The following is a 25,181-nucleotide window of genomic DNA, read 5'->3' on the forward strand; positions in this document are numbered from 1 at the left end:
ATGCCTATTTACGGTGCCAGAAATTTTCTTTCCGGCCGTACTGCCGTTATAGCAGGAAATGGTGTTCTACCGATTACTGTTGCGCAGGTTCTTGAGAAGAATGGGCAAAATCCTTTTCTTGTACTTTTGCGTGGTGAAGCAGATTCTATTCTTTATCGTTATGAGCATTGCGAGCTATCAATTGTAGAGTTAGCACAACTCGTTAAAATCTTAAAAGAGGTTGGAGTTTATAATGTTGTTTTGGCAGGTGGTGTGAAAAAGCGACCACTTCTTAAACAATTGCGACTGGACTGGACAACATTTTTAGCTCTGCCTAAGTTAATCGGAGCTTTGAGGAAGGGAGATGATGCGTTATTAAAAGCTTTTATACGGATTATTGAAGCGTATGGTTTTTGTGTTATCGGTGCCCATGAAATAGTACCAGATCTTTTAGCTCCCATAGCATTTAATTTAACAATACGGCGTGCTACGCCAAAAGAGAAAAAAGATATTTTTTTAGCAGCAGAAGCAGCAAAACTTTTAGGTCAATTGGATATTGGACAAGCCGTTGTTGTTGTTCAGGGAAGGGTGGTTGCTTTGGAGGGCGCTGAGGGAACTGATAATATGTTGTGGCGTGTTTGTGAAATGCGAGAAAGAGGGCAAATTCCCTCTAAGGGTGGTGTTCTTGTAAAATGTGCAAAACCACAACAGGATAATCGCGTTGATTTGCCATCAATTGGTCCCGCGACAATAATGAATATTGCAAAGAGTGGTTTATCTGGTGTTGCGGTGGAGGCAAATAGAAGTCTAATATTATCAGTGAAAACAACAATAGAAAAAGCCAACAAATATTCTCTATTTATAGAGACATTTGAGAAGTTTGGTCATGAATAATTGTTTCTTAAAGATTGCAGTGGTTTCAGGTGAGGAATCTGGTGATTTACTTGGGGCCGATCTAATTTCTTGTTTATCACAACAGATAGGATGCAATATTCATTTGATTGGTGTTGGGGGGAGCCATTTAAAGGCATTAGGCTTAAAAAGCTTTTTTGATTCCCATGATATTGCTTTAATAGGTTTAAAGGAGGTGTTGAAAAAACTACCGTTGTTGTTGCTACACATTCGCAATTTATCCAAATTTATTGCACAAGAACAACCTGATTGTTTAATTATTATTGATAGTCCTGATTTCACGCATCGTATTGCAAAAAAGGTACGTGCTTTAGCGCCTTCTATTCCTATCATTAAATATATTGCACCAACCGTTTGGGCATGGAGGCCAGAGCGTGCAAAAGCTATGTGTGGATTTGTTGATCATGTTTTAGCGGTTTTTCCTTTTGAAGAAAAGATTATGCAAGATTTGGGAGGCCCTGCCACGACTTATGTTGGACATCGTCTTTTGACATATCCTCCCCTTTTGAGAATTCAGTCAGAAAAAAAAAGCCAATTAGAACAAAGAAATTTGATCGATACACAAGCATTATCGCCTACATTAGTTATTTTGCCAGGATCGCGCAATTCAGAAATTCGTTCTTTAATGCCTATTTTTCGAGAAACAGTAGAGATTCTTGTACAACGTATTCCTCATTTACGTATTATTTTACCAACCTTACCTCATTTGGTAGATAGAATCCGGGACTTTGTGCAGGGCTGGAAAAGCAAGATAGAAATTGTAGTTGGTGAAGATGAAAAATGGCGTGCTTTTGCACAAGCAGATGTTGCTCTTGCTGCACATGGAACTGTTTCACTTGAATTAGCCTTAGCAAAAGTTCCTATGGTTCTTTGCTATAAACTTGATTTCTTTTCTAAATTATTTATTTTTCCTAAAATGATGTTATGGAGTGCTGCTCTTCCAAATATTATTGCTGATAAGCCTATTGTTTCGGAATATTTGAATGAATTAATCCGTCCTGGCATGTTAGCAAGACAGGTAGAACAACTTTTGGCTAATCCTTTATTGCGACAGGCACAACTTGATTCCTTTGAGATGGTAGAACAGAAAATGAAAACTGAAGTACCATCGGGGGTTGTTGGCGCACAAACAATTATCACTCTTTTAAAAAGTAGGAATAAAATTGTATAAATAAAGCAATATTTTAATGATTAATATTTAATTTTAGCAAGAAATTCACAAGCACGTTGGCTTTTAGGATTGGTAAAAAATTTTTCAGATGCTGTATCTTCAACAATTTTTCCGTTTTCTAGAAAGAGTATTCTTTCTGAGACTTTCCGTGCGAAGTCCATTTCATGAGTAACACAAAGCATTGTGATTCCTGTATCTGCTAATTGAGCCATTACTTGCAAAACTTCTCCTACACTTTCTGGATCAAGAGCAGAGGTTGGTTCGTCAAAAAGCATTACTTCAGGTTCCATACAAAGTGCACGGGCAATCGCAACACGCTGTTGTTGCCCACCAGAGAGTTGTAAAGGATATTTTTCACAGTGTTTTTCAATACCGACATGCGTTAAGTAATGAATTGCTCGTTCTTTTGCTTGTTGTTTGGAAAGACCTTGAACTGTCATAGGGGCTAAAATACAATTTTGTATAACGCTCATGTGGGGGAATAAATTAAAGTTCTGAAAGACCATTCCTATCTTACGGAGAACATTTTTTTGCTGTTGTACAGGGGCGGTATGGATATCAACGTTATGGATACGGATCGAACCTTTTTGTGCTTGTTCTAATTGATTAATACAACGAATTAACGTTGATTTTCCAGATCCGGATGGGCCACAAATAACGATATGTTCACCAGTTTGAACATCAAAGTTGATATCATGTAGAACCTGAAAGTTTCCGTACCATTTATTGAGGTTTCGAATGGAGATCACAGGGTTTTTATTGGGAGAGATCGATTGATTATTTTTCAAATTCATCTTGTTTTATTCTTTCATTGATGAATGAATTTATTAATTCAACATTTTGATTTGGTAAAGTTCTTTTATGATCATTTATTTATCGTAAATATCGAGTGAGGCGATGTTCGATAAAAACAATAAAACGATGAATGAGTTCAACAATAAAAAGATAGATAAGGGCTGCCCAAACGTAAACTTGAAAATCGAATGTACGTGAATAAGTGAGTTTAGCAATCCCCATTAAATCATAAACAGTAATAAGTGAGGCAATGGCACTGGATTTAATCATTAAAATAAACTCATTGCCTAGAGGGCGTAATGCTATAATCATTGCTTGTGGAAGAATAACTTTAAAAAATGTGACAGAGTTGCTTAAACCTAAAGCTTTTGATGCTTCACGTTGCCCAGTTGTTACGGATAAAAAACTTCCTTTAAAGATCTCAGATTGATAGGCAGCAGAATTGAGTGTAAAAATAAAAAGACAACAATACCACGCGTTTTGAAAAAACCACCATAGACCAACCTGTTGCCAAAAATTGTTCATTGAACCAAGCCCATAATAAAAAAGGAAGAGTTGGGCTAACAAAGGAGAGCCGCGAAAAAAATAGACATAAGCATTTGCGAAATATTGTAAAAACGTATTCTTTGATAAACGCGCAAAAGCGATAAGCATACCAAGGAAAAAACCAAGAGAACAAGAAATAGAAACAAGCTCAACAGTAACAATAAAGCCATCAACAAATTTGGGGCCATAACGGCTTAAAAGATCAGGATTAAAAAGGAAATAAAGCCACTCCGGAATCATTAACCTAGCACCTTTTTATAGCCTATTTGAGTGTATGTTTCCACATAGCGTAATATTGTAGAAAAAAACGCTGAAAATAATAAATAGAGTAAGCATGCTACAAGATAAAATAGCATGGGTTTATTGGTTGCCGCGACAGCTAAATTCGTTTGTCGCATGAGGTCAACAAGCGCGATAGTTGAAACGAGGGATGTATCTTTCAGTAAAGTAAGCCAATTATTAGAAAGTCCTGGTAAGGCATTTCGGATGAGCTGAGGGAAGACAATACGAAAAAATGTGGTTGATCGTGAAAGGCCTAAAGCTTTGGCAGCTTCATATTGACCTTTATCAAAAATATTAAATGCTCCAAGCCAAACTTCACAAGAGAAAGCTGCAAAAACCAGACTGAGTGCAAGGACACCAGCAACAAAAGCATTGATGCTGAACATGATTTCAAGATTAAAATAGTCAAAGGCATTTTGAATAAGGTTTTGTAATCCATAGTAAACTAAAAACAGAGTTAAAAGCTCTGGTAATCCACGAAATACCGTTGAAAAGAGACGTGCTAGAGCTTTAGCTATCTTAATATTGGATCGAATCATTACTGCATTGAGAAGACCTAAGGGAAGCCCTAGAAGACCACAGCACAACGCCAATGACAATGTCATTCCTGCACTGGAAAGTATAACCGCTCCCCATCCACCATTGCTAAATGATAGCAATGCTAAATTTTCAATCATTCTTGTGTTCCTCATGAAAGAGTTAGATAATGTTTTTTAGAAATAGACAGTAGGTTGCATTTAAATATCACATTGATATTTAATAAACATCATTTGTAAAATATTTTCTCATAATTTTCTCATAAGTTCCATCCAAACGGATTTCTTTTATTGCTTCATTGAACTTATTTTTAAGATCATTATTATTTTGACGGATTGCAATTGCAACAGGAAACTTTGTTTCTTCCAGAGTTCCTAGGAGGAAACAGCAATCTTTTCCTTCATTTTTAAGCCAATTTAACGCTTCTAATTTATCAACAATAATCATATCAAGTCGATGATTTAAGAGGTCACGATTCATTTCTATTGTGGAAGGATAGAGTTTGATTTTTACCTCTTTAGAGGCATAATGATCTTCCGCATACAAAGCTTGTGTTGTATTGGATTGCACACCAAGATTTTTACCTCTAAAGCTTTGTGTTGAGAGTTCCTTAATTCCTGAATCTTTAGTAACAATGACAGCCAGTGCTGTGTCATAGTAAGGATCTGTAAAGTCAATTTTTTGTAAACGCTCTTGTGTATGAGAGAGAGAAGCAACAATAGCGTCATATTTTTTTGCAATAAGTCCGGGGATCATTCCCTCGAAATCTTGCGTGACAATAGTACACTCAACATTCATTTTTTTACAAAGTGCATAAGATATATCAATATCAAATCCCTGCAGTTTGTTATTTGAGTCAATATAACTAAAAGGAGGATAGGTGCCTTCACTCGCAATTTTTAATGTTTTCGCATCAGCCAATTGGGCGAATAGCGTGGCGCTTATTATAAGAGCTCCAGCTAATAGTTTCATGATATTCTCCTATTGGATAAGCGGGCAAATATGAAATCGTCACGTTTTATAATCTGTAAGCTTTTTGGGAGCAATGCAAAAATTTATCGGCGTTTATTTTAGATCATTATGTTGCAGATTATTATCAAAAAATTATCTTTTTTATTGATTTAAAGAAAATGAATATCTTATTGCTTTTATGATGGCTTAATTTTCATAAAATGAGTGCTTTGCATTATCTCATAAATAAAAATCGAGAAATTTTCTTGCAAAATAAGGCTATTCAATTTGAACATGAAGAAAAAATTAGATTTTTATAAAATAAAAATACAATCTCAATTATTATTAGATTCCATGAAAGGTTTAAATATCGAGAAACAATTAAAAATTAACTTTTTATAAATATAAATTTTTCTTATAAAAATACTGGGTTTTCAATCATACTTGCATGTTCAACAAAGAGTTTGAAAATATTCCTTAAAATATAAAGCTTCAAGTTTAATTCATAGTGATATTTAATCGATATCGAATGCAAAATACTTTCTCATAATTTCATCATAGGTTCCATCGGCGCGGATTTCTTCTATTGCTTTATTGAACTTATTTTTAAGATCAGTATTATTTTGACGGAGTGCAATTGCAATAGGAAATTTTGTTTCTTCTAAAGTTCCTAGAAGCTCGCAGCAATCCTTTCCTTCATTTTCAAGCCAATTTAATGCTTTTAATTTATCAAAGATGATTATATCAAGCCGATGGCTTAAAAGGTCACGAGTAACTTCTATTGCTGTAGGATAAAGTTTGATATTCACTTCTCCAGAGGCATAATGGTCTTCTGAATATGAAGCCTGTGTTGTATTTGATTGTACACCAAGATTTTTACCTTTAAAGCTTTGTGTTGAGATCTCTTTAATTTCCGAATTTTTGCTAACAATAACAGCGAGTACTGTATTGTAGTAAGGATCTGTAAAATCAATTTTTTGTAAGCGCTCTTTTGTAGGAGAAAGGGAAGAAATGATAGCATCGTATTTTTTGGCAATAAGTCCGGGAATCATTCCCTCGAAGTCTTGTACGACGATAGTGCATTCAATATTCATTTTTTTACAAAGTGCATAAGCTATATCAATATCAAATCCTTGCAGTTTATTATTTGAGTCAATATAACTAAATGGCGGATAAGAAGCATCACTTGCAATTTTCAGCGTTTGAGAATTGGCCGATAGAGTAAACAGTGTTGCGCTTATTATAAGAGCTCCTACTAATAATTTCATTATGTTCTCCTATTAGATAAGCTGGCAAATATGAAACCATTATGCATTTTTATAATCTTTAAGCTCTTTGGGAGCAATGTAAAAAATTGAGTTGTTTTCATTATGCTAGATATTATTATCAAAAAAATGATTTATTTTTATCAAGTATGGGAATAGAAAATACAGGAAAGAAGTAAACCTCTTATCGCTTATATAATGAATTTTAATAATTTTATTAAAAATAAGTAAATTATCTTTAAAAGAAAAACTATTAATTTAAATACAAAGAAAATTTTAGTCCTTAACAGGATAAAATATTATTATTTCCACTTTTTATATGAAATGCAGAATGTCAAAATAAATTTATTTTCTAACGATTGTGAAAATTTTCTTCTAAGAAGCTTGATTTTAGCCGATGATGTTTAAGATGAATGCCTGTATAGGATATAATCATTATAATAAGTTGATCTTTATAGCTATTCCTATAGAAAGAGTCATTTTGCATAGCAAATTTTAAGAGTGCATTTCATTTTCATTCTAATCTACTGTATTTGAAGAAGATAGAGAGTGAAACTCTAACATTGCTAAGTTTTAATATGTAATAAGTGTTTTAGATATGAGGGAATCATAGAAAATACGTTTCATTGAAAATAATGAGAATTATAGGGTAAAATTTTCAATTTCTTTTTACTAAATGTGTAGCTAATTTTCAAAAGAGTATTATCAATTTATTGACAGAGCCAAAATTTAGAATTTTTTCGTAAATTTTTTATGATGATGTTCTTTGGCGAGAAAGAGCTTTAAAATGAGGTTTTATAAAAATCCTTAAAGGATGCTTTTTGATCACTTTCAATAAAGCCTCAGTAAACTGAAGCTTTATTGATTGATTTATCTCTTTAATTTACACGTTCATCTATAGGAACATAGTCACGCATAGCATAACCTGTGTAAAGTTGTCGAGGACGACCAATTTTTTGGGCAGGGTCTTCAATCATTTCTTTCCATTGTGCCACCCACCCAACACTGCGTGCTAATGCAAAAAGAACAGTAAACATTTCGGTTGGAAAACCTAAAGCTTTTAATGTAATGCCGGAATAAAAATCAACATTGGGATAAAGCTTTTTCTCAATAAAATATTCATCACTTAAAGCAATTTTTTCAAGCTCTATTGCAATATCAAGAAGCGGGTCATCTTGAATGTTGAGTTCTTTTAAAACTTCATGACAAGTTTTTTGCATGATTTTTGCACGTGGATCATAATTTTTATAGACACGATGCCCAAAGCCCATAAGGCGGAAAGGATCATTTTTATCTTTTGCACGTGCAATAAATTCAGGAATTCTTTTAATAGAACCTATTTCTTGTAGCATTTTTAGACATGCTTCATTGGCACCACCATGTGCTGGTCCCCAAAGGCATGCAACACCTGCTGCAATACAGGCAAACGGATTAGCACCTGAGGATCCAGCAAGACGCACTGTAGATGTAGAAGCATTTTGTTCATGATCTGCATGAAGGATAAAGATTTGATCCATCGCTCGGGCAAGCACTGGATTTATTTTATATTCTTCACAAGGAACAGCAAAACACATATGGAGGAAATTTGCAGCATAACTAAGATCATTGCGTGGATAAACAAAGGCTTGTCCGATACTGTATTTATAGGCCATAGCAGCAAGCGTTGGAACTTTTGAGATAAGACGTACAGAAGCAATCATTCTCTGGTGAGGATCTGTAATATCAATAGAGTCGTGATAGAACGCAGACATAGCGCCAAGGCAGGCAACCATGACGGCCATGGGATGAGAGTCACGACGGAAGCCGTGGAAGAAACGTGAAAACTGCTCGTGGACCATGGTATGTTGCATAATACATCGATCAAAGTCGTTTTTTTCTTTCTGTGTTGGGAGTTCACCATAAAGGAGAAGATAACAACTTTCGAGAAAGTCTCCTTTTTCAGCCAATTGGTCGATAGGATAACCACGATAAAGCAATATGCCTTTATCACCATCAATATAAGTAATTTTTGATTCACAAGAAGCTGTTGAAGTAAAACCAGGATCATAAGTAAAAATATCGGTTTTTTTGTAGAGAGAAGCAATTTCGATGACTTCAGGTCCACTTGTGCCTTTACGCAGGGGAAGTTCTACTTTTTTATCATTCACAATAAGATGTGCGTTATTCTCAGACATTCGGTATTCCTTTCAGATCCTTCGCTTCTAAAAATTAAGACTCTGCTTCATCAGAGTAGGAGATATACAATAACTGAAGCTTTTCTTACTTATACTAAGGGCAGATTGCCTCTAAAAGTGAGTACATGCAATCTAAAATATTTCCTTAGCGATCATTATTACTCAATACAAATTGTATTTCAATGATATAACATAAAAAACTCTTTTAGATTGCGTTGAAATATTTGTATAGAGATCTATTTGAGGAGATCTATTCAGTACATATCATGAGTATATTTTTTTGATAAGTTGGTCTTTGATACGATGAAGGCATTCATCGCGTCCTAATAAAATAAGAATATCTAAAACTCCTGGCGATGTTGCGCGTCCTGTAAGAGCTGCGCGAAGTGGTTGGGCGATAGATCCAAATTTAAGATTTTCTGTTTGGGCATAAGAGCGAAGAGTTTCATCTAAAGCTTTTGTATCCCAAGAGGGGCAAGCTTTCAGGGCAAGATAAAGAGCGTTTAAAATGGTTCGTCCATTTTTATCTAAGAGCATTTGTGCTTTTTCATCAAGCTGTAATGGTCGTTGCGTAAAAATGAAGGCGGCATTATCAATCAGCTCGCACAGTGTTTTTGAACGTTCTTTCAAATGTGGGATTGCTTTTAAAAATTGAACACGGCGTTTTTCATCAAGTCTTTCAATGGTTTGTGCTCCCTTATCGGTTTCTGGTAGAATATCAAGAGCGGCATCAAAAAGTTCTTGATCATTGCTCATGCGCATATAGTGTCCGTTAATGGAATCGAGCTTTTTGAGATCAAAACGAGCAGCACCTTTGTTAATATCCTCAATATCAAACCAAGAAATCATATCTTCAAGTGATATAAGTTCGTCATCCCCGTGACTCCACCCTAAACGGACAAGGTAATTGCGCAAAGCAGCAGGAAGATATCCCATGGTTCGGTAAGCATCAACACCGAGCGCCCCATGCCGCTTTGATAATTTTGCGCCGTTTTCACCGTGGATAAGAGGAATATGTGCCATAACAGGAATATCCCATCCCATTGCTTTAAAGATGATTATTTGTCGGGCTGCATTGGTAAGATGATCGTCTCCACGTATGATATGTGTGATGCCCATATCATGATCATCAACGACAACAGCATGCATATAGGTAGGCGAACCATCAGAACGCAAAATAATAAAGTCATCAAGATCTTTATTAGGAAAACGAACATCACCTTGAACAAGATCATGTACTATGGTTTCTCCTTCTTGAGGGGCTTTGATGCGAATAACAGGCTTAACACCTTTAGGAGCTTCAGAACTATCACGGTCCCGCCAACGTCCATCATAACGGGGCGGGCGCCTTTCTGTACGGGCTTTTTCACGCATTTCAGCTAATTCTTCAGGTGAAGCATAACAATAATATGCTTTGCCATTCTTGACCAACTGCTCGGCGATTTGGCGGTGACGTTCTGCACGTTCAAATTGCGAAATAGGGGCGCCATCATAGTTAAGACCCATCCAGTGCAAGCCATCTATTATGGCTTTTACAGCTGCTTCTGTTGAACGTTCCCGGTCTGTATCTTCAATTCGTAGAAGCATTTTTCCACCGGTATGTTTTGCATAAAGCCAATTAAAAAGAGCAGTACGAGCGCCACCAATATGAAGGAAACCTGTGGGTGAAGGGGCAAAACGGGTAATAACAGACACGAATATTTTCCTTTAAATTGAGATATTACTTATGGAACTTTATAGAAAGGTTATGTTAGCATAAGTGATGGGGCGTGCAATAGCCGTATTGCGAGTTAAAGTGGGGGACTGATGTTTTATAAAAGTAAAGAGGGTTTATCCGAAAAATCTGTTACAGAAAGAAAAAAGCCATGTCAGATAGGGCAGAGTGTTTTTTCTAGATATGATGATGCAAAGAACGGTAGCTATAACCAACAAAAACTTTTTTTATTGACACTCTTAAAAGAAGTAATCATTTTTTTTCGCAAATGGTTAGAAGATTGTATTAATAAAGAGGTTGCTTTTGGTATCCTTTTTTCGCTGATTTTAGTCTTTTTTGCCCTAGGAATCGTTTTCTATTTTCATTTAGAGTGGGAACCAAGTTGGGGACAATTGGGGGCATTGGTCAGTATTTTTCTGGGAATATTCTATGGTGCACGTTTTTATCCAAAAATATGGATTCCCGTGGGATTTCTGTTTTGTATTATATTGGGTACTTTAGCGGCAAAAATAGAAACGTGGCGTATTGCAACACCCATGTTAGGCAGTGACATTGTCACTACATTGACGGGAAGAATTGTTTCTATTGAGTCAGGTGCCAAAGGAGGATTTCGTTTAGTTTTGGATATTTTGAGTACAGAAAAGCCCATATTACGCCATAGTCTTCATCGTGTTCGTTTATCGGCAAAATATTTGCCATCTGGCTTAGCGATTGGTGATGGACTGCATGGAAAAGTGAAGATGCGTGCATTCTCTGGGCCGGTGCGTCCAGGAGGCTACGATTTTAGTTTTCATAATTACTTTAAAAGAATTGGGGCACAAGGCGTTTATTTAGGAAAACCAAGAAAAATATCCGTTTCTCAGCCTGATGGGATATTCGCTATCATTCTACAGAAAATTGAAAATTTACGCACGAAGATGACACAAAGAATCCGTATAGCCCTTGAAGGAGAAAAGGGGAGTGTTGCAGCTGCCCTCATAACAGGGCAGCGTGCTGGTATTTCAAATGAGACAAATGAAGCATTACGTACAGCTGGATTAGCCCATATTTTATCAATATCAGGTTTACATATGGCGTTGTTAAGCGGCATAGTTCTTTTGAGTATCCGTAGTTTTTTAGCATTTTTTCCAGTTTTTTCTTCCTATTATTCCAGTAAAAAGTTTGCTGCTATCGTTGCGTTTATGATAACAGCTTTTTATTTGTTATTGTCGGGCTTAGCAATATCAGCGCAAAGAAGTTTTGTGATGATTGCTGTTATGTTGGTTGCTATATTGTGTAATCGCTCTGCTATAACAATGCGTAATTTTTCCATTGCAGGGTTGATAACTCTGGCGATGACACCCCATGAAATATTAGGTCCTAGCTTTCAAATGTCCTTTTCTGCGACTGCTGCTTTGATCGCTTTTTTTGATTGGTGGAGTGGAAGATCATTTTTTCGTAAAAGAAAAACAACTCCCTCTTATGTTGGAGGAGGAGTGATGAATTTTGTTTTCTTATCGATTCTTTCAACGTGTGCTTCTTCCTTTGTTGCAGGGAGTGCAAGTGGAATTTATGCTGCTTATCATTTTTCTAATATGGCATCTTTGAGCATTATCAGTAATGCTTTTGCTTTGCCTGTTATCTCAATTTTTGTCATTCCCTTTGGATTAATCGCAGTTCTTGCAATGTTAGGAGGATTCGAATGGCTTCCCCTTCAAATTATGGGCTTTGGAGTTGATCTTGTAATAAAGATTGCACATGCTATCAAGGCTATTTCTCCTGATTTAAATCCTGGTTTTATGCCGTTATCTGCGTTGATCTTACTGAGTATAGGCTTGGTTGGATTGACTTTTTGCAAAACACCTATCAGGCTCTTTTTTAGTTTTTTTATTTTGGTTGGTATTTGTATTTGTGTGATGCATTCACCTATACAGCTGATGATTGCAGATAATATGCGTCTGGTGGGTGTTATCCATGATAAAAAATTATATATTGATCGTTACCATATTTCTAAGTTAACGTCATCCATATGGAAAAAGTCATTCCGTGTGAATGAAATGATTAAACCAACAAAGTATGGGCCTTCATTGCACGGACAATTTATTTGTGATCGTCATGTCTGTTCATCCTTATTGGATAATGGATTAAAAGTGATCGTTTTACACAGAGAAACAGATCAATGTGTAGAGGCAGATATTCTCATTCAGACATTTACAATTGCGATGCATAATCCAGTATGTCACAAGAAGGCAAAAATAATATTTACCCCTCAACAATTGTTATCACGAGGAAGCGTGATGATGACCAAAAGTGGGGATATTATTTGGTCTTCTCTAGGGTTTCATAGACCATGGAATATGCATAGACGGTATGCACAAAAAAATATATAATTAAATCGCATTTTTCTTCATATCTGGACGATGACAAAACAGAAAAGAATAGAAGACTTTTCTGATAATATTTTGCGGTATTTAGATTGGTAAATTTATCAATGTCATTGAAACGAAATAATAATCTACAGTTTTCTAGAAATAGATGATTTTTATATCTGATCATTTTAATTTTTTCAAAAAAGTTGCTATGTGCGTCTTTGTGCATCCTATTGATAGCACAAGATAAATCAAAAATTCTTATTGAATGAGAAAAATGCTAACAAATCTTCTCAAAGAAATAAAAAAGATAATTGTTGATTATTCTATTTTATTCTTATCATATATTTCTATAACGAGTAACATCTTTTCAAGCAAAAGCGATGGTCAATTTAAATAGATTGCGTCAAGAGGTTATCTTTTATTATCATTATTATCGGTGGGAATAGGGGTGATAAGTGTTGCTTATACGGATAGAAGGCAAAGTCATTCATGAATGTTCAGCAGTTAAAAAAAATGGCAGCTGTTAGAGCGCTTGAATTTATTGAAGATGGTATGCGGCTTGGTATCGGATCTGGTTCGACAGTCAATGAGTTTATTCGTCTTCTTGGTGAGCGTGTTGCTGATGGTCTACGTGTGACTGGTGTTGCTACCTCACGACATTCTGAACAGCTCTGTCGTAAGTTTGGAGTTCCTGTTAGCACTTTAGAAGAAATACCTGAATTGGATCTTGATATTGATGGAGCAGATGAAATTGGTCCTCAGATGATGCTCATTAAAGGGGGAGGGGGAGCATTGTTGTATGAAAAAATTGTGGCATCGGCATCCCGTGAAATGCTTGTCATTGCTGATGAAACAAAGATAGTAAAAAGACTTGGTGCTTTTGCACTACCGATTGAAGTTAATTCATTTGGTATCCATACAACACGCAAAGCCATCGAAAAAGTTGCTGATGATTTAGGGCTTTCTGGAAAAATTGCATTGCGAATGAATGGAAAAAATCCTTTTGAAACAGATGGTGGCCATTTTATTCTTGATGCATTTTGGGGCTGCATTTTGCAACCAAAACCATTATCGGATGCACTTCTTGCTATTCCTGGTGTTGTTGAGCATGGCCTTTTTTTGGGGTTGGCTTCACGTGCAATTGTCGCTATGGCTGATGGGCAAATAAAAGTTTTAGAACCGTTTGATTTTTAGAAAAGGCATTTACATGATGATATGTTAGCACAGTAAAAAAGGGTCTTAAAGATTTTAGGTAGAATAACGAATTAAAATTATAATTAGCGATCGGGGTAATCATTAAATGAAAGTAATATTTTCTTTTCAGCGTTTTGTCGTATATTTTAGTGCAATTGCTATTTTTGTTGTGAATGTTGGAATGGTTTATGCACAAGGTGTGAGTGATCAACATTTAGATTCAGCGCGAAAGGCGATCAGATCCATTCATGCAACGGATCAATTTGATAGCTTTTTACCAAATGCAGTCCATGATTTCAAAAATGAACTAATCAGTGATGATCCGAATTTGGCAACAGCTATTTCTGATATTGTTGATAAACAAGCGCTTGCTTTAGTTAAAAGGCGCTCTGATCTAGAAAAAGAGATTGCTCATGTGTATGCAAAATATTTTACTCAAAAAGAGCTTGATGCCATTACAGCATTTTATAATTCTGACACCGGTAAAAAGTTTTTGACAGAAGTCCCCAATATTGCACGTGATTCTTATTCAGCATTTGATATATGGCGTACTGCTCTTATGCGGGATCTTGTAGAAAATGTGAAAAAAGAGATGTCTGAAACACTTAATTTGAATAATTCTACTATGCCTACAAATATGCCTATAAAATCAGAATCTTCAGAAAATAAAAAATAGCTTGATTGATATTATGACAACAATGGGCAATTTCTGATTTTTTTAATAGCGGCGGTTTTCCCGCCGTTTTAAATATTTTAATAAGAATAAACCCTTTAAGAATATTGCTTAAAATGCTTCTTCAAAAGAAAAAAGACTTTTATTTGATAATAAATGATCTTAGCCTATTGTTTGTAGATATATGAGAAGGATTAGTTCGTGGGTTCTTTTGATTTTGATTTATTTGTTATTGGAAGTGGTTCTGGTGGAGTGCGTGCAGCACGGCTTGCTGGAGGTCTTGGTAAGCGGGTAGCTATAGCAGAGGAATATCGTATAGGGGGCACTTGTGTTATTCGTGGTTGCGTTCCCAAAAAACTTTATGTTTATGCATCACAATATGTAAGAGAATTTAAGAAAAGTGTTGGTTTTGGGTGGGAATATGCGGATCCAATTTTTAGCTGGGAAAAGTTGGTTGCAGCTAAAAATAAAGAAATATCAAGGTTAGAAGGCCTGTATCGTAAGGGATTAGAAAATAACAATGTGCATATTTATGAAAGTCGTGCTACTTTTATAGATGATCACACATTAGAGCTTTCTGCCACGGGTGAGCGGGTAAGTGCAGAAAAAATTTTGATTGCAACAGGGGCAAAACTTGCACCAAATACGTCCATAGAAGGCGGTGAATTTTGCCTTACTTCTAATGAGATTTTTGACCTTAATCAACTCCCAAAATCAATAGTGATTGTTGGTGGAGGGTATATTGGTGTTGAATTTGCTAATATTTTTCATGAATTAGGTGTAAAAACAATACTCCTTCATCGCGGTGATTTAATCCTTCGTAATTTTGATCATGATTTGCGGCAATTGCTCAGCGATGCAATGATTGAAAAAGGGATTTCTATTCTCTATGGCATAACAATTTCTAAAGTACAGGCTGCCGAAAACTGTTATGATATTGTTTTATCAAATGGGCAAACGATCAGCACTGACCAAGTTCTGTTAGCTACGGGACGGATGCCCAATACTGCTGGTTTAGGACTTGAGAGAGTAGGTATAGAAGTTAATGAATTTGGTGCAGTTGTTGTTGATGAGAAAATGACAACAAATATCCCCCATATTTGGGCTGTTGGTGATGTAACAGGTCATATTCAATTAACACCCGTTGCGATTCATGATGCAATGTGTTTTGTTAAGACAGCATTTGAGAATATTCCCACAACACCTGATTATGATTTAATTACAACGGCAGTTTTTTCTCAACCAGAGATTGGAACGGTTGGTCTTTCAGAAGAGGAGGCGGTAAAGCGTTATAAGCGTCTTGAAATTTATCGTACAGTTTTTCGTCCTATGCGTAATATTCTTTCTGGTATTTCAGAGAAAATGCTTATGAAACTCATTGTTGATGGTGAAAGCCGTATTGTTGTGGGCGCTCATATTTTAGGGGAAAATGCTGGTGAAATGGCACAGCTTATAGGGATATCTCTCAAGGGTAAGCTAACGAAGGATATCTTTGATGAAACGATGGCAGTGCATCCAACGATGGCAGAAGAATTGGTAACGATGTATAAACCAAGTTATATATATGAAAATGGGAAGAAAATAGAAAGTTAAACAGCATATATTTTGGTGAAAAGTTTTTGATATGCCAAGCTGTAAGTTTTGTAAGTTTAGTCTTTAGAGAGAGTATAATGATAAAAGAATGGGTGCCTGACTCTTGGAGAGAAAGGCCAATTAAACAAGTTCCGACTTATCCGGATAAGTCTATGTTAGAAAATGTTGAACGAAAACTGAGAAGCTATCCTCCTTTAGTTTTTGCCGGTGAAGCACGTGATTTAAAAAATGAATTAGCAGCCGTTGCGAAAGGCCAAGCTTTTTTATTGCAAGGTGGTGATTGTGCCGAAAGCTTTGCAGAACATGAAGCTGATAATATTCGTGATTTTTTTCGTGTATTTTTGCAAATGGCGATTGTTTTAACCTTTGGTAGTTTTAAGCCTGTTGTTAAAATTGGTCGTATTGCTGGTCAATTTGCAAAGCCACGCTCTTCTGATATCGAAAGTAAAGAAGGGATTGATCTTCCTGCTTATCGGGGGGATATTATTAATGGCATTGAATTTAGAGCCGATTCTCGTATTCCGGATCCGCAACGGATGTCCATGGCTTATCGCCAATCTGCGGCAACACTTAATCTCTTGCGTGCTTTTTCACAAGGTGGCTATGCTGATTTAGAAAATGTTCACACATGGATGTTGAGTTTTGTTTCTAACAGTCCGCAGGGGGAACGTTATGAATTATTGGCAGAGCGTATTTCTGAAGCAATTGATTTTATGCGTTCTATAGGGATTACATCCAAAACGCATTCTTCATTGCGTGAAACATCTTTTTATACCAGTCATGAAGCACTTTTACTTGGTTATGAAGAGGCTTTGACGCGAATTGATTCAACTTCAGGAAATTGGTATGCAACATCTGGCCATATGTTATGGATTGGAGACCGTACACGTCAGATTGACCATGCTCACGTTGAATATTGTCGTGGTATCAAAAATCCTATAGGATTAAAGTGTGGCCCTTCCATTGAGCCTGATGAGCTTTTAAGATTAATTGATATTCTAAATCCTGAAAACGAGCCAGGTCGGCTTACCCTTATTACGCGCTTTGGTTATGATAAGGTTGAAAGTTATCTACCTAAACTCATCCGCGCCGTTGAACGCGAGAAGCGTGCGGTTATATGGTCATGTGATCCAATGCATGGCAATACAATTACTGTTAGTGGTTATAAAACGCGTCCCTTTGATTATGTTTTAAAAGAAGTCGAGAATTTTTTTGCTGTGCATCATGGAGAGGGAACTTATCCAGGAGGCATTCATATTGAGATGACAGGTCGTGATGTCACTGAATGCACCGGTGGGGCACATGCTATTTCTGTGGACGATTTGTCTGATCGTTATCATACGCAATGTGATCCACGATTAAATGCAGATCAATCGTTAGAATTGGCGTTTCTTGTTGCGGAACTCCTTAAAAAAAATCGTGCCACTGACCCGTTAGCAATTGCCACTGGTGGATAGCAAAAGTTTACCTAATATTTTAGATCATATGACAGAAGAGAATTTAAAAAAAAGCGATGTTTCTGATGATTAAAAATAAAGTTGTGGTTGCCAAACTGATGAAGTGATAAAAAGACTTATGAAAAATGATTTTCGGGTAGCAATTGCCCAATTAAATCCTATTGTCGGTGATATTGAGGGGAATTTTTCTCTAGCTGTTATGGCACATCAAAAGGCTAAAGAAGAGGGAGCTGACCTTGTTTTATTATCGGAGCTTTTTATAAGCGCTTATCCACCAGAAGATCTTGTTCTAAAATCTGCTTTTACAAAAACATGTGAAGAGGCTGTTGGAAATTTAGCAAAAATAACCGTAGGCGGACCAGGAATTGTCATTGGTCTTCCATTAAGGCGTAATGGCAATGTTTATAACGGTCTCATGCTTCTTGATGAAGGGCGAGTTATTGCTGAAAGCTTAAAGTTTGATTTACCTAATTATGCCGAATTTGATGAAAAGCGTTTGTTTTCTTCAGGTCCACGTCCTGAGCCTATTGTTTATCATGGAATCAAATTAGGAATAGTCATTTGTGAGGATCTATGGAATGATTTCTCTCTGAGTACAGAGCTTAAAGATAAAGGAGCGGAAATTATTCTCGTCCTTAACGGATCTCCCTACTATCGTAATAAAACTTTAAAACGTATAGATGTTGTTCATACGCAAGCTCTACGATCTGGGGTACCAATTATTTATGCTAATCAAGTTGGTGGTCAAGATGAGCTCGTTTTTGATGGCGGGTCTTTTGCCTTAAATGGGCAAGGCAAAAAAGTGTTTCAAATGAAACACTTTGAAAGGCAGATAGCTTTGAGCCATTGGCAACGAACAACGACGGGATGGAACTGTGTTTTAGGTCCTAATGAAAATCTTCTCAATGGATTAGCAGCCGATTATCAAGCTTGTGTTTTAGGCTTGAAAGATTACGTTAATAAAAACGGCTTTAAGGATGTTATTCTTGGTCTTTCAGGAGGAATTGATTCAGCCCTGTGTGCGGCAATGGCGGTGGATGCTCTTGGTGCTGAGAGGGTTCGCACCATTATGATGCCTTATCATTTCACTTCGCAAGAATCATTGAAAGATGCCAAAGAATGTGCTGATCTTTTAGGATGTCATTATGAAATCATACCGATTGCACAACCTGTTGAGGCTTTTTTAAAGACAATGGCACCTATTTTTTCAGGGTTACCCTCTGATGTAACAGAAGAAAATCTTCAAAGTCGCATACGCGGTACACTTTTGATGGCTCTTTCGAATAAATTCGGATCAATGGTGGTAACGACAGGCAATAAGTCAGAAATGGCTGTAGGATATGCAACACTATATGGGGATATGAATGGCGGATTTAATCCTCTTAAAGATATTTATAAAATGCAGGTTTACGCATTAGCTGAATGGCGCAATAAAAATCACTTGCACAATTTGAGAGGACCAGAAGGAATTGTCATTTCATCCAATATTATAGAAAAAGTGCCTTCTGCAGAACTGCGAGAAAATCAAAAAGATGAAGATTCTCTTCCCCCTTATCCTATTTTAGATGATATATTACAATCTCTTGTAGAAAATGACATGAGTATTTGTGATATTGTTAAACGTGGGCATTCACGAGAAACTGTTGAGAAAGTTGAACAGCTTCTTTATGGTGCCGAATATAAAAGACGACAATCTGCACCCGGTGTAAAAATCAGTTACAAGAATTTCGGACGCGATCGTCGCTATCCCATAGTCAATCATTTTCGTGATAAAAATTGAGTATTATTTTATGGTTAAAGTTCGTTTTGCTCCCTCTCCAACAGGTTATATTCATATTGGCAATATCCGTATTGCACTTTTCAATTGGCTTTATGCGCAAGCGTATAAGGGAGAATTTATTTTGCGCTATGATGATACAGATGTTGAACGTTCTAAACAAGAATATATTGATGCTATTGCTGTTGACCTTGAATGGCTTGGTATTCAACCAGATTCAATTTATTATCAATCTAAGCGATTTAATCGATATGATGAAGTTGCGGAAATTCTCAAACAACGCGGGCTTCTTTATCCCTGTTATGAGACTGCAGAAGAATTAGAGCGGCGTCGTAAAATTCAGCTTTCACGCAAATTGCCTCCTATTTATAACCGTGCAGCATTAAAATTGACGGCAGAAGAGAAAAAAAACTTTGAATCTCAAGGTCGTAAACCCCATTGGCGTTTTCTTCTTCCTAATTTTGAAAGTGATCCTTTGCAAACAAAGCGAACAGAAGTTTGCTGGAATGATGCGATAAAGGGGAAGCAGACGATTGATTTGGCTTCTCTTTCAGATCCTGTTCTTATTCGTGAAGATGGAAGCTATCTTTATACATTGCCGTCTATTGTTGATGATGTAGATATGGCTATTACGCATATTATTCGCGGGGATGATCATATTACAAATACAGGCGCTCAAATTGCTATTTTTAAAGCCCTTAATGCAGAATTACCGGTTTTTGCTCATACCAATTTATTGGCGACAGTTTTAGGAAAAGGATTTTCAAAACGTAATAATGATCTTTCTATTCGTTCTCTACGGGAAGAAGGATTTGAATCTATCGCTGTTCAATGTCTTGCTGTTTTGATTGGGACATCGCAAAATGTGCATCCCTATCCCAATCAAGCTGCGCTTTTAGAACATTTTAATCTCCAAGATACGTCAAGATCCGTTGCAAAATTTGATATTACTGATCTTTGTACTTTGAATAGCCATCTTGTCCATGAACTACCCTATGAGGAAGTTAAAACACGCCTTAAAAAACTTTCTATTGAGGGAGATAAGGTGGAATATTTCTGGAACGCGATAAGACGCAATATTGATAAAGTCAAAGATGCTGTTTTGTGGTGGAAAATCATTCATGATGAACAAAATTTTGATACAGTAGCACTAGAGGATCGTGCATTTGTGCGTCAATCACTCGATTTCTTACCTGAAGGTGCTTTGAATGAGGAAAGTTGGAAAATTTGGACAACAGCATTAAAAGAAAAAACAGGTCGGAAAGGAAAATCTTTATTTATGCCATTACGTCAAGCACTTACGGGCATGGATCATGGACCTGAAATGGGAAAGCTTTTGCAGCTTTTAGGGCGTGAAAAGGTAATAGAAAGGCTCTCTAAGAAATAAGAGAAACTTTTAAAAGGCATCTTTTATTTACTTTATGCTTACAGAGAGTAAAGGACGAGTCTATCTACGCGTTTTTATGAGCATGAATGCAGGAATATCATCACCAAATCCAAGGGGCGTGTAATTCTTATTTTTTCGTGAGCGTTGTTGCTCAGATGGCTTCTCCTTATTATTTGCGTTTTTGATATATTCTGTTTTATTCTCTTCTACAGATTTTTTAGTGTGAGCAACAGGCTCTTTAGGAGCAGTTTTCTTTGATGATTTTGAAGACTTTTTCTTTACAACAATATCTTCTGTTTGATCATCGGCTATTAAAGTTGAGAGATCTCCATTGAGCCATTCAATTTTTTCATTACTCATTTCCTCAATGGCATTGATATATTTTTGATCAGCTTTTGTGACAATTGTAAAAGCTTTTCCGCTACGATTTGCACGCCCTGTACGACCAATTCGATGGATATAGTCTTCAGCATGTGTAGGAACATCATAGTTAAATACGTGGCTTACGGCTGGAATATCGAGACCACGGGCTGCAACATCAGAAGCAACCAGAAGTGTAAGTTTATTATTTTTAAAATCGGCTAGGGTGTTCATACGTGAATATTGGTCCATATCCCCATGCAATGCACCTACATTAAAGTTATGTTTAATGAGTGATCTAAGAAGTTCAGAGATATCCCTCTTGCGATTACAGAAAATAATAGCATTTTGAAGCTCGGCACCTTCATTTTGGATAAGTTCTCGTAAAACTGCTCTTTTGTCCCATGATTTATTTCCAGATTTAACAAGCCGTTGTGTAATTGTGGTTGCTGTTGAGGAAGCTTTTGTAACTTCAACAGATACTGGAGAATGTAAAAATTGTTTCGTTAGTTTTGTAATTTCTGGTGCCATTGTTGCAGAAAAGAACAAAGTTTGACGTGTAAAAGGTGTTAGTTTACAGATGCGTTCGATATCAGGAATAAAGCCCATGTCCAACATGCGATCAGCTTCATCAATAACAAGGATTTCAACGCCCATCAGGAGCAATTTACCGCGCTCGAAATGATCAAGAAGGCGCCCTGGTGTTGCTATAAGAACATCAGCTCCTCGTTCAAGTTTGCGATCTTGGAGTTCAAAAGATACCCCACCAATCAAAAGAGCAACATTTAAACGATGATTTATTCCGTATTTATCGAAATTTTCTTCAACTTGAGCTGCAATTTCTCTTGTTGGTTCTAAGATGAGCGTACGGGGCATTCGTGCTCTTGCACGACCTTTTTCAAGGAGAGTGAGCATAGGCAATACGAAAGAGGCGGTTTTACCCGTTCCCGTTTGAGCGATTCCTAGAACGTCTTTTCTTTGAAGGACGTGAGGAATTGTTTCACTTTGAATAGGTGTTGGAGTTGTATATCCCGCTGATTTTACAGCGTTAACAACCTTTGCGGAAAGACCTAAATCATCAAAACTGTTTAAAGATGGTATCATTTTTTTATCAATTGCTCTGTGATTTTAATTTTGCTATCTAAATGATGAGTATAACCAATATCCCCCACTCTTAAAGAGTTTTAAGATGCTTTCACAAAAAAACTAACTATAACAACCATATACACATAAAACGCACAATACAATCATTAATAGCGAAATTGTTCTGATAAAATGCGTTCATCCCATGAATGATTTGAGTCAAAAAGGATTGAAGCTGTTACTTCTGTTGCCATTGAAATAGTAACTGAATGGACAGATTTAACTTCAACATTATCAGCAGCAGCGTTAACAGGGCGTTTGTCAGGTTCAAGCATATCAAAGCGCACTGTTACTGTATTGGGAAGCAATGCTCCATGCCAACGCCGAGGACGAAAAGGACTAACGGGAGTAAGAGCCATAAGGGGGGCCATAAGGGGTAAAATAGGTCCTTGTGCTGATAAATTATAAGCGGTTGATCCTGCCGGTGTAGCGACGAGGACTCCATCACAATTTAATTGTTCCATGCGCACGTTGTTATCAATGGTGATACGAATTTTTGCTGCTTGATAAGATTGTCGAAAGAGAGATACTTCATTAATTGCAAGAGCTTCGATAGATTCTTGACATTCAGCTTTTGCAATCATGCGCAGGGGATGGATTTCTTTTCTATGAGCGACAGCAATACGATTAGGTAATTTTTTTTCATGAAATTCATTCATAAGAAATCCTACAGAACCTTGATTCATGCCATAAATGGGTTTGCCTGTATTCATGACGTCCCGTACGGTTTGTAACATTGTCCCATCACCACCGATTGCAACAACAATATCAGTTTCTTCCAGAGAAGAATGACCATAAACGGAAATTAATTTATGGGTAGCTTTGAGAGCTTCCTCAGTTTCTGCGGAAACAAAATGAAAGCGACTTGGTAATGTAATCATTTAGAAATTATCCTGATACTTACAGTTCATATTGTAACTTATTTTTTGAAAGTTTTGAAGTTGTAATAAAAGCTCTTTTAATAATAAAACGAGTGTTGAAGACAAAAAAGCTCTTTCAAGATAAAGTATCATTGTAGAAAAATAAAAGGGGTGCGTAGTTAGATAATTTACAAATAAGTAATTTTTTTATTAGAATGGTAATTTAGCATTGAAGCTAAGAGAATGATTAGTTAAAAGATCACAACTAATTTTAATAATCGGTTTTAAGCACCCGTAGCTCAGCTGGATAGAGCGCTGCCCTCCGAAGGCAGAGGTCACAGATTCGAATTCTGTCGGGTGCACCAAACTTTTCAATTTCATATCATCCTAAATAACAACATTCTCCAAAAAGAAGCAGATTTCCTCTTTATGAAAATGGTCATTTGAGTTGTTCATTAAGTTTTTTAGCGAATAAGTAAATGATTTTAAGAGAAGTAAAATTTTACAGTTGCGTATATAATTTTTTGCTTAGTCATTTTGAACATCGAGATAAAAAAGCAAGATTATCTAAATGTGCTTTCAATTTAACTATAAATATTTATAATATAAAAATACATATTAATTCAATATGTTATTGTACAACTGATCTGGCGATGTTGATAGTAGATCGCTAAATATATTGTTCTGGTCATTAAAATAAATAGCTAAATTTGCTTTTTTTCTATTTTGGGAGTTAAAGGCTGTTATGGTGATATGGAACGCAGATGAGGAATATCACCAGTTAAAGGAGTAATAAGGGGGAAAGACAACCGTCAAGGTTTGAATTGTTTCAAAATACTGTATTCGATATGGTTTTGATATGGGTATCTGGTGATTTCTCTATACACCAATATTGCCAGTTATGTTGGATGAGGGATTGTTTAGCTTTAATCAACTTTCTTATATCCCGAACGCTAATTATGGTGGTTATTTAGTTGGGAGTATATTCTTTACGTTTGGCAGTAATTGGGATTATATCTTTTGCTCCTCGCATACTATCTTGTGCAGCTATAGTAATGAGTGCACTTAATTATTTCCATGGCGTTAACACTTAGTTCTTTTGATCCGTTTTGCTGTTGGTGAATGATGGTTTTAGGTTCTATTATGGTCACGCAGCATAGCCATAATGGGCGGATTATTTCTTCGCTTTATGCAGGTGTAGGAGTTGGTATTCTCCTAGGTAATGAATATGTTATTATTAGCTTGAATATGACAACTATATCACAAAAACACCTCCGTTATTTTTTCCATTGCAAATGAAACCGCTCCTGTTAATAAGAAAAAATCATCCCAAAATATGAATTGACCAATCAAATAGATTTCGTGACTGGTCATATATCTTATATCGCATTCGTACTTTAAACGATTTTGGTGATGTAAAAAAGGCGATCTAGATGCTTTTATTGAAAATGAAAGCAATCTCTCTCATGATGGTAATTGCTGGGTTGCTGATAATGTCTGTGTTGTAAAATCTGGTTGTGTTTATAAAAATATAAGGGGCTATGGCAATGCTGCCATTGGTGGCTATGTGTAATGGCAATACCCTTATATGTGATAAAACCCATGTGTATTTTGGTGTTCATGTTTATGACAATGCTCATCTTTCTTATAACGTATGAGTTTATCATTATGCGCGGGTTTATGGGAATGAAAAATTATCCGGTAGTGCACGTATTCATAACACTGCCGCGGTTTATGATCATGCGGTTGTTAGGCAAGGTTTACGGCAATGCTAGCGTGGGGTGTCATACTAAGGTCTACGGTTCTATTTATGGCAATGCCAAGATCTCCTGATTATATCGTGATTAGAGGTAATGTATATGGCAATGCAAGAATAAAAAGACATAGCGATTTATATTCGGTTCCCATAAATTGTGAGGTTTATGAAAGTGATGATGTTATCAAGATTGATAAACAGAATAAATGACAGACGTGGAGGGTGCTTCTTTGATGGTTAAAACGCATCATAAAAGAAAGCTGTGCCAATTGATATGACGCTGCTTTTAAATAGAGGTACTACA

General features: G+C 36.4%; 20 protein-coding genes and 1 tRNA gene. 12 read left to right on the top strand and 9 right to left on the bottom strand.

Annotation, left to right across the window (positions count from 1 at the left end):
• Entirely contained in the window at positions 1–873 is an 873-nt protein-coding gene (locus ACFIM8_RS06540) for an LpxI family protein (protein WP_375607208.1), read from the top strand.
• Positions 866–2,062: a lipid-A-disaccharide synthase gene (gene lpxB / locus ACFIM8_RS06545; RefSeq protein WP_375607207.1), complete on the top strand. Its 1,197-nt coding sequence runs from the start codon at positions 866–868 to the stop codon at positions 2,060–2,062. Before ACFIM8_RS06540 ends, lpxB begins: the two co-directional genes overlap by 8 nt.
• Positions 2,063–2,082: 20 nt before the next feature.
• Here the strand turns inward: lpxB and ACFIM8_RS06550 are convergent, their stop codons facing one another.
• The 7 genes from ACFIM8_RS06550 to gltX (ACFIM8_RS06580) all read right to left on the bottom strand — a co-directional run bounded on the left by ACFIM8_RS06550 (position 2,083) and on the right by gltX (ACFIM8_RS06580) (position 10,307).
• On the bottom strand, positions 2,083–2,856 hold the full coding sequence (locus tag ACFIM8_RS06550; protein ID WP_375607206.1) for an amino acid ABC transporter ATP-binding protein: 774 nt from the start codon (positions 2,854–2,856) through the stop codon (positions 2,083–2,085).
• Positions 2,857–2,935: 79 nt separating this feature from the next.
• Complete coding sequence (locus tag ACFIM8_RS06555) at positions 2,936–3,643, bottom strand: ABC transporter permease (protein WP_375614675.1); 708 nt, start codon at positions 3,641–3,643, stop codon at positions 2,936–2,938.
• The gene (locus ACFIM8_RS06560) at positions 3,643–4,362 is read right to left on the bottom strand and encodes an ABC transporter permease (RefSeq protein WP_375607204.1); all 720 of its coding nucleotides are present in this window, start codon (positions 4,360–4,362) and stop codon (positions 3,643–3,645) included. Before ACFIM8_RS06560 ends, ACFIM8_RS06555 begins: the two co-directional genes overlap by 1 nt.
• A 79-nt stretch (positions 4,363–4,441) precedes the next feature.
• The gene (locus ACFIM8_RS06565; protein ID WP_375607203.1) at positions 4,442–5,194 is read right to left on the bottom strand and encodes a transporter substrate-binding domain-containing protein; all 753 of its coding nucleotides are present in this window, start codon (positions 5,192–5,194) and stop codon (positions 4,442–4,444) included.
• A 494-nt stretch (positions 5,195–5,688) separates the two neighbouring features.
• On the bottom strand, positions 5,689–6,441 hold the full coding sequence (locus tag ACFIM8_RS06570) for a transporter substrate-binding domain-containing protein (RefSeq protein ID WP_375607202.1): 753 nt from the start codon (positions 6,439–6,441) through the stop codon (positions 5,689–5,691).
• Positions 6,442–7,316: 875 nt separating this feature from the next.
• Positions 7,317–8,612, bottom strand: coding sequence for a citrate synthase (gltA, locus tag ACFIM8_RS06575; RefSeq protein WP_375609502.1), 1,296 nt, complete (start codon positions 8,610–8,612; stop codon positions 7,317–7,319).
• A 264-nt stretch (positions 8,613–8,876) separates the two neighbouring features.
• Positions 8,877–10,307: a glutamate--tRNA ligase gene (gene gltX / locus ACFIM8_RS06580; protein ID WP_375614676.1), complete on the bottom strand. Its 1,431-nt coding sequence runs from the start codon at positions 10,305–10,307 to the stop codon at positions 8,877–8,879.
• 111 nt (positions 10,308–10,418) lie between these two features.
• Here gltX (ACFIM8_RS06580) and ACFIM8_RS06585 point away from each other — a divergent pair, with 111 nt between their 5' ends.
• From ACFIM8_RS06585 to gltX (ACFIM8_RS06615), 7 genes are all read left to right on the top strand, one after another.
• Positions 10,419–12,695, top strand: coding sequence for a ComEC/Rec2 family competence protein (locus ACFIM8_RS06585; protein WP_375614677.1), 2,277 nt, complete (start codon positions 10,419–10,421; stop codon positions 12,693–12,695).
• A gap of 471 nt (positions 12,696–13,166) precedes the next feature.
• On the top strand, positions 13,167–13,871 hold the full coding sequence (gene rpiA / locus ACFIM8_RS06590) for a ribose-5-phosphate isomerase RpiA (RefSeq protein WP_375607198.1): 705 nt from the start codon (positions 13,167–13,169) through the stop codon (positions 13,869–13,871).
• A 106-nt stretch (positions 13,872–13,977) separates the two neighbouring features.
• Positions 13,978–14,547: a DUF2059 domain-containing protein gene (locus tag ACFIM8_RS06595; protein WP_375614678.1), complete on the top strand. Its 570-nt coding sequence runs from the start codon at positions 13,978–13,980 to the stop codon at positions 14,545–14,547.
• Between the two features lie 198 nt (positions 14,548–14,745).
• Positions 14,746–16,137, top strand: coding sequence for a glutathione-disulfide reductase (gor, locus tag ACFIM8_RS06600; RefSeq protein WP_375607196.1), 1,392 nt, complete (start codon positions 14,746–14,748; stop codon positions 16,135–16,137).
• A 77-nt stretch (positions 16,138–16,214) separates the two neighbouring features.
• Positions 16,215–17,594, top strand: coding sequence for a class II 3-deoxy-7-phosphoheptulonate synthase (locus ACFIM8_RS06605; RefSeq protein ID WP_375607195.1), 1,380 nt, complete (start codon positions 16,215–16,217; stop codon positions 17,592–17,594).
• 118 nt (positions 17,595–17,712) lie between these two features.
• Positions 17,713–19,374: an NAD+ synthase gene (locus ACFIM8_RS06610; RefSeq protein ID WP_375614679.1), complete on the top strand. Its 1,662-nt coding sequence runs from the start codon at positions 17,713–17,715 to the stop codon at positions 19,372–19,374.
• Between the two features lie 10 nt (positions 19,375–19,384).
• Positions 19,385–20,758: a glutamate--tRNA ligase gene (gene gltX / locus ACFIM8_RS06615; RefSeq protein WP_375614680.1), complete on the top strand. Its 1,374-nt coding sequence runs from the start codon at positions 19,385–19,387 to the stop codon at positions 20,756–20,758.
• A gap of 60 nt (positions 20,759–20,818) precedes the next feature.
• Here the strand turns inward: gltX (ACFIM8_RS06615) and ACFIM8_RS06620 are convergent, their stop codons facing one another.
• Together ACFIM8_RS06620 and ACFIM8_RS06625 are read right to left on the bottom strand one after the other, a co-directional pair.
• A complete protein-coding gene (locus ACFIM8_RS06620) occupies positions 20,819–22,222 on the bottom strand; it encodes a DEAD/DEAH box helicase (protein WP_375607192.1) in 1,404 nt (467 codons plus the stop codon).
• 146 nt (positions 22,223–22,368) lie between these two features.
• Positions 22,369–23,142 (bottom strand): NAD kinase, encoded by a 774-nt coding sequence (locus tag ACFIM8_RS06625; RefSeq protein WP_375608554.1) that lies wholly within the window; start codon positions 23,140–23,142, stop codon positions 22,369–22,371.
• A gap of 267 nt (positions 23,143–23,409) precedes the next feature.
• Between ACFIM8_RS06625 and ACFIM8_RS06630 the strand changes: the two genes are divergently transcribed.
• The 3 genes from ACFIM8_RS06630 to ACFIM8_RS06640 all read left to right on the top strand — a co-directional run bounded on the left by ACFIM8_RS06630 (position 23,410) and on the right by ACFIM8_RS06640 (position 24,420).
• A tRNA-Arg gene (locus tag ACFIM8_RS06630) sits at positions 23,410–23,486 on the top strand.
• Between the two features lie 536 nt (positions 23,487–24,022).
• Positions 24,023–24,190, top strand: coding sequence for a YbfB/YjiJ family MFS transporter (locus tag ACFIM8_RS06635; RefSeq protein ID WP_375607190.1), 168 nt, complete (start codon positions 24,023–24,025; stop codon positions 24,188–24,190).
• A gap of 74 nt (positions 24,191–24,264) precedes the next feature.
• Complete coding sequence (locus tag ACFIM8_RS06640; protein WP_375614683.1) at positions 24,265–24,420, top strand: hypothetical protein; 156 nt, start codon at positions 24,265–24,267, stop codon at positions 24,418–24,420.
• Positions 24,421–25,181: the final 761 nt, after the last annotated feature.

It is taken from the genome of Bartonella sp. AC535YNZD (genome assembly GCF_042196625.1).
In the GTDB taxonomy this organism is placed as follows: Bacteria; Pseudomonadota; Alphaproteobacteria; order Rhizobiales; family Rhizobiaceae; genus Bartonella.

Coding starts and splice junctions, on each gene's coding strand:
- ACFIM8_RS06640 (WP_375614683.1), top strand. CDS start 24,265: ATGGTCACGCAGCATAGCCATAATGGGCGGATTATTTCTTCGCTTTAT.
- ACFIM8_RS06555 (WP_375614675.1), bottom strand. CDS start 3,643: ATGATTCCGGAGTGGCTTTATTTCCTTTTTAATCCTGATCTTTTAAGC.
- ACFIM8_RS06560 (WP_375607204.1), bottom strand. CDS start 4,362: ATGATTGAAAATTTAGCATTGCTATCATTTAGCAATGGTGGATGGGGA.
- ACFIM8_RS06635 (WP_375607190.1), top strand. CDS start 24,023: ATGTTGGATGAGGGATTGTTTAGCTTTAATCAACTTTCTTATATCCCG.
- ACFIM8_RS06550 (WP_375607206.1), bottom strand. CDS start 2,856: ATGAATTTGAAAAATAATCAATCGATCTCTCCCAATAAAAACCCTGTG.
- ACFIM8_RS06565 (WP_375607203.1), bottom strand. CDS start 5,194: ATGAAACTATTAGCTGGAGCTCTTATAATAAGCGCCACGCTATTCGCC.
- ACFIM8_RS06625 (WP_375608554.1), bottom strand. CDS start 23,142: ATGATTACATTACCAAGTCGCTTTCATTTTGTTTCCGCAGAAACTGAG.
- ACFIM8_RS06605 (WP_375607195.1), top strand. CDS start 16,215: ATGATAAAAGAATGGGTGCCTGACTCTTGGAGAGAAAGGCCAATTAAA.
- gltA (WP_375609502.1), bottom strand. CDS start 8,612: ATGTCTGAGAATAACGCACATCTTATTGTGAATGATAAAAAAGTAGAA.
- ACFIM8_RS06570 (WP_375607202.1), bottom strand. CDS start 6,441: ATGAAATTATTAGTAGGAGCTCTTATAATAAGCGCAACACTGTTTACT.
- ACFIM8_RS06620 (WP_375607192.1), bottom strand. CDS start 22,222: ATGATACCATCTTTAAACAGTTTTGATGATTTAGGTCTTTCCGCAAAG.
- lpxB (WP_375607207.1), top strand. CDS start 866: ATGAATAATTGTTTCTTAAAGATTGCAGTGGTTTCAGGTGAGGAATCT.
- rpiA (WP_375607198.1), top strand. CDS start 13,167: ATGAATGTTCAGCAGTTAAAAAAAATGGCAGCTGTTAGAGCGCTTGAA.
- gltX (WP_375614680.1), top strand. CDS start 19,385: ATGGTTAAAGTTCGTTTTGCTCCCTCTCCAACAGGTTATATTCATATT.
- ACFIM8_RS06540 (WP_375607208.1), top strand. CDS start 1: ATGCCTATTTACGGTGCCAGAAATTTTCTTTCCGGCCGTACTGCCGTT.
- ACFIM8_RS06595 (WP_375614678.1), top strand. CDS start 13,978: ATGAAAGTAATATTTTCTTTTCAGCGTTTTGTCGTATATTTTAGTGCA.
- ACFIM8_RS06610 (WP_375614679.1), top strand. CDS start 17,713: ATGAAAAATGATTTTCGGGTAGCAATTGCCCAATTAAATCCTATTGTC.
- ACFIM8_RS06585 (WP_375614677.1), top strand. CDS start 10,419: ATGTTTTATAAAAGTAAAGAGGGTTTATCCGAAAAATCTGTTACAGAA.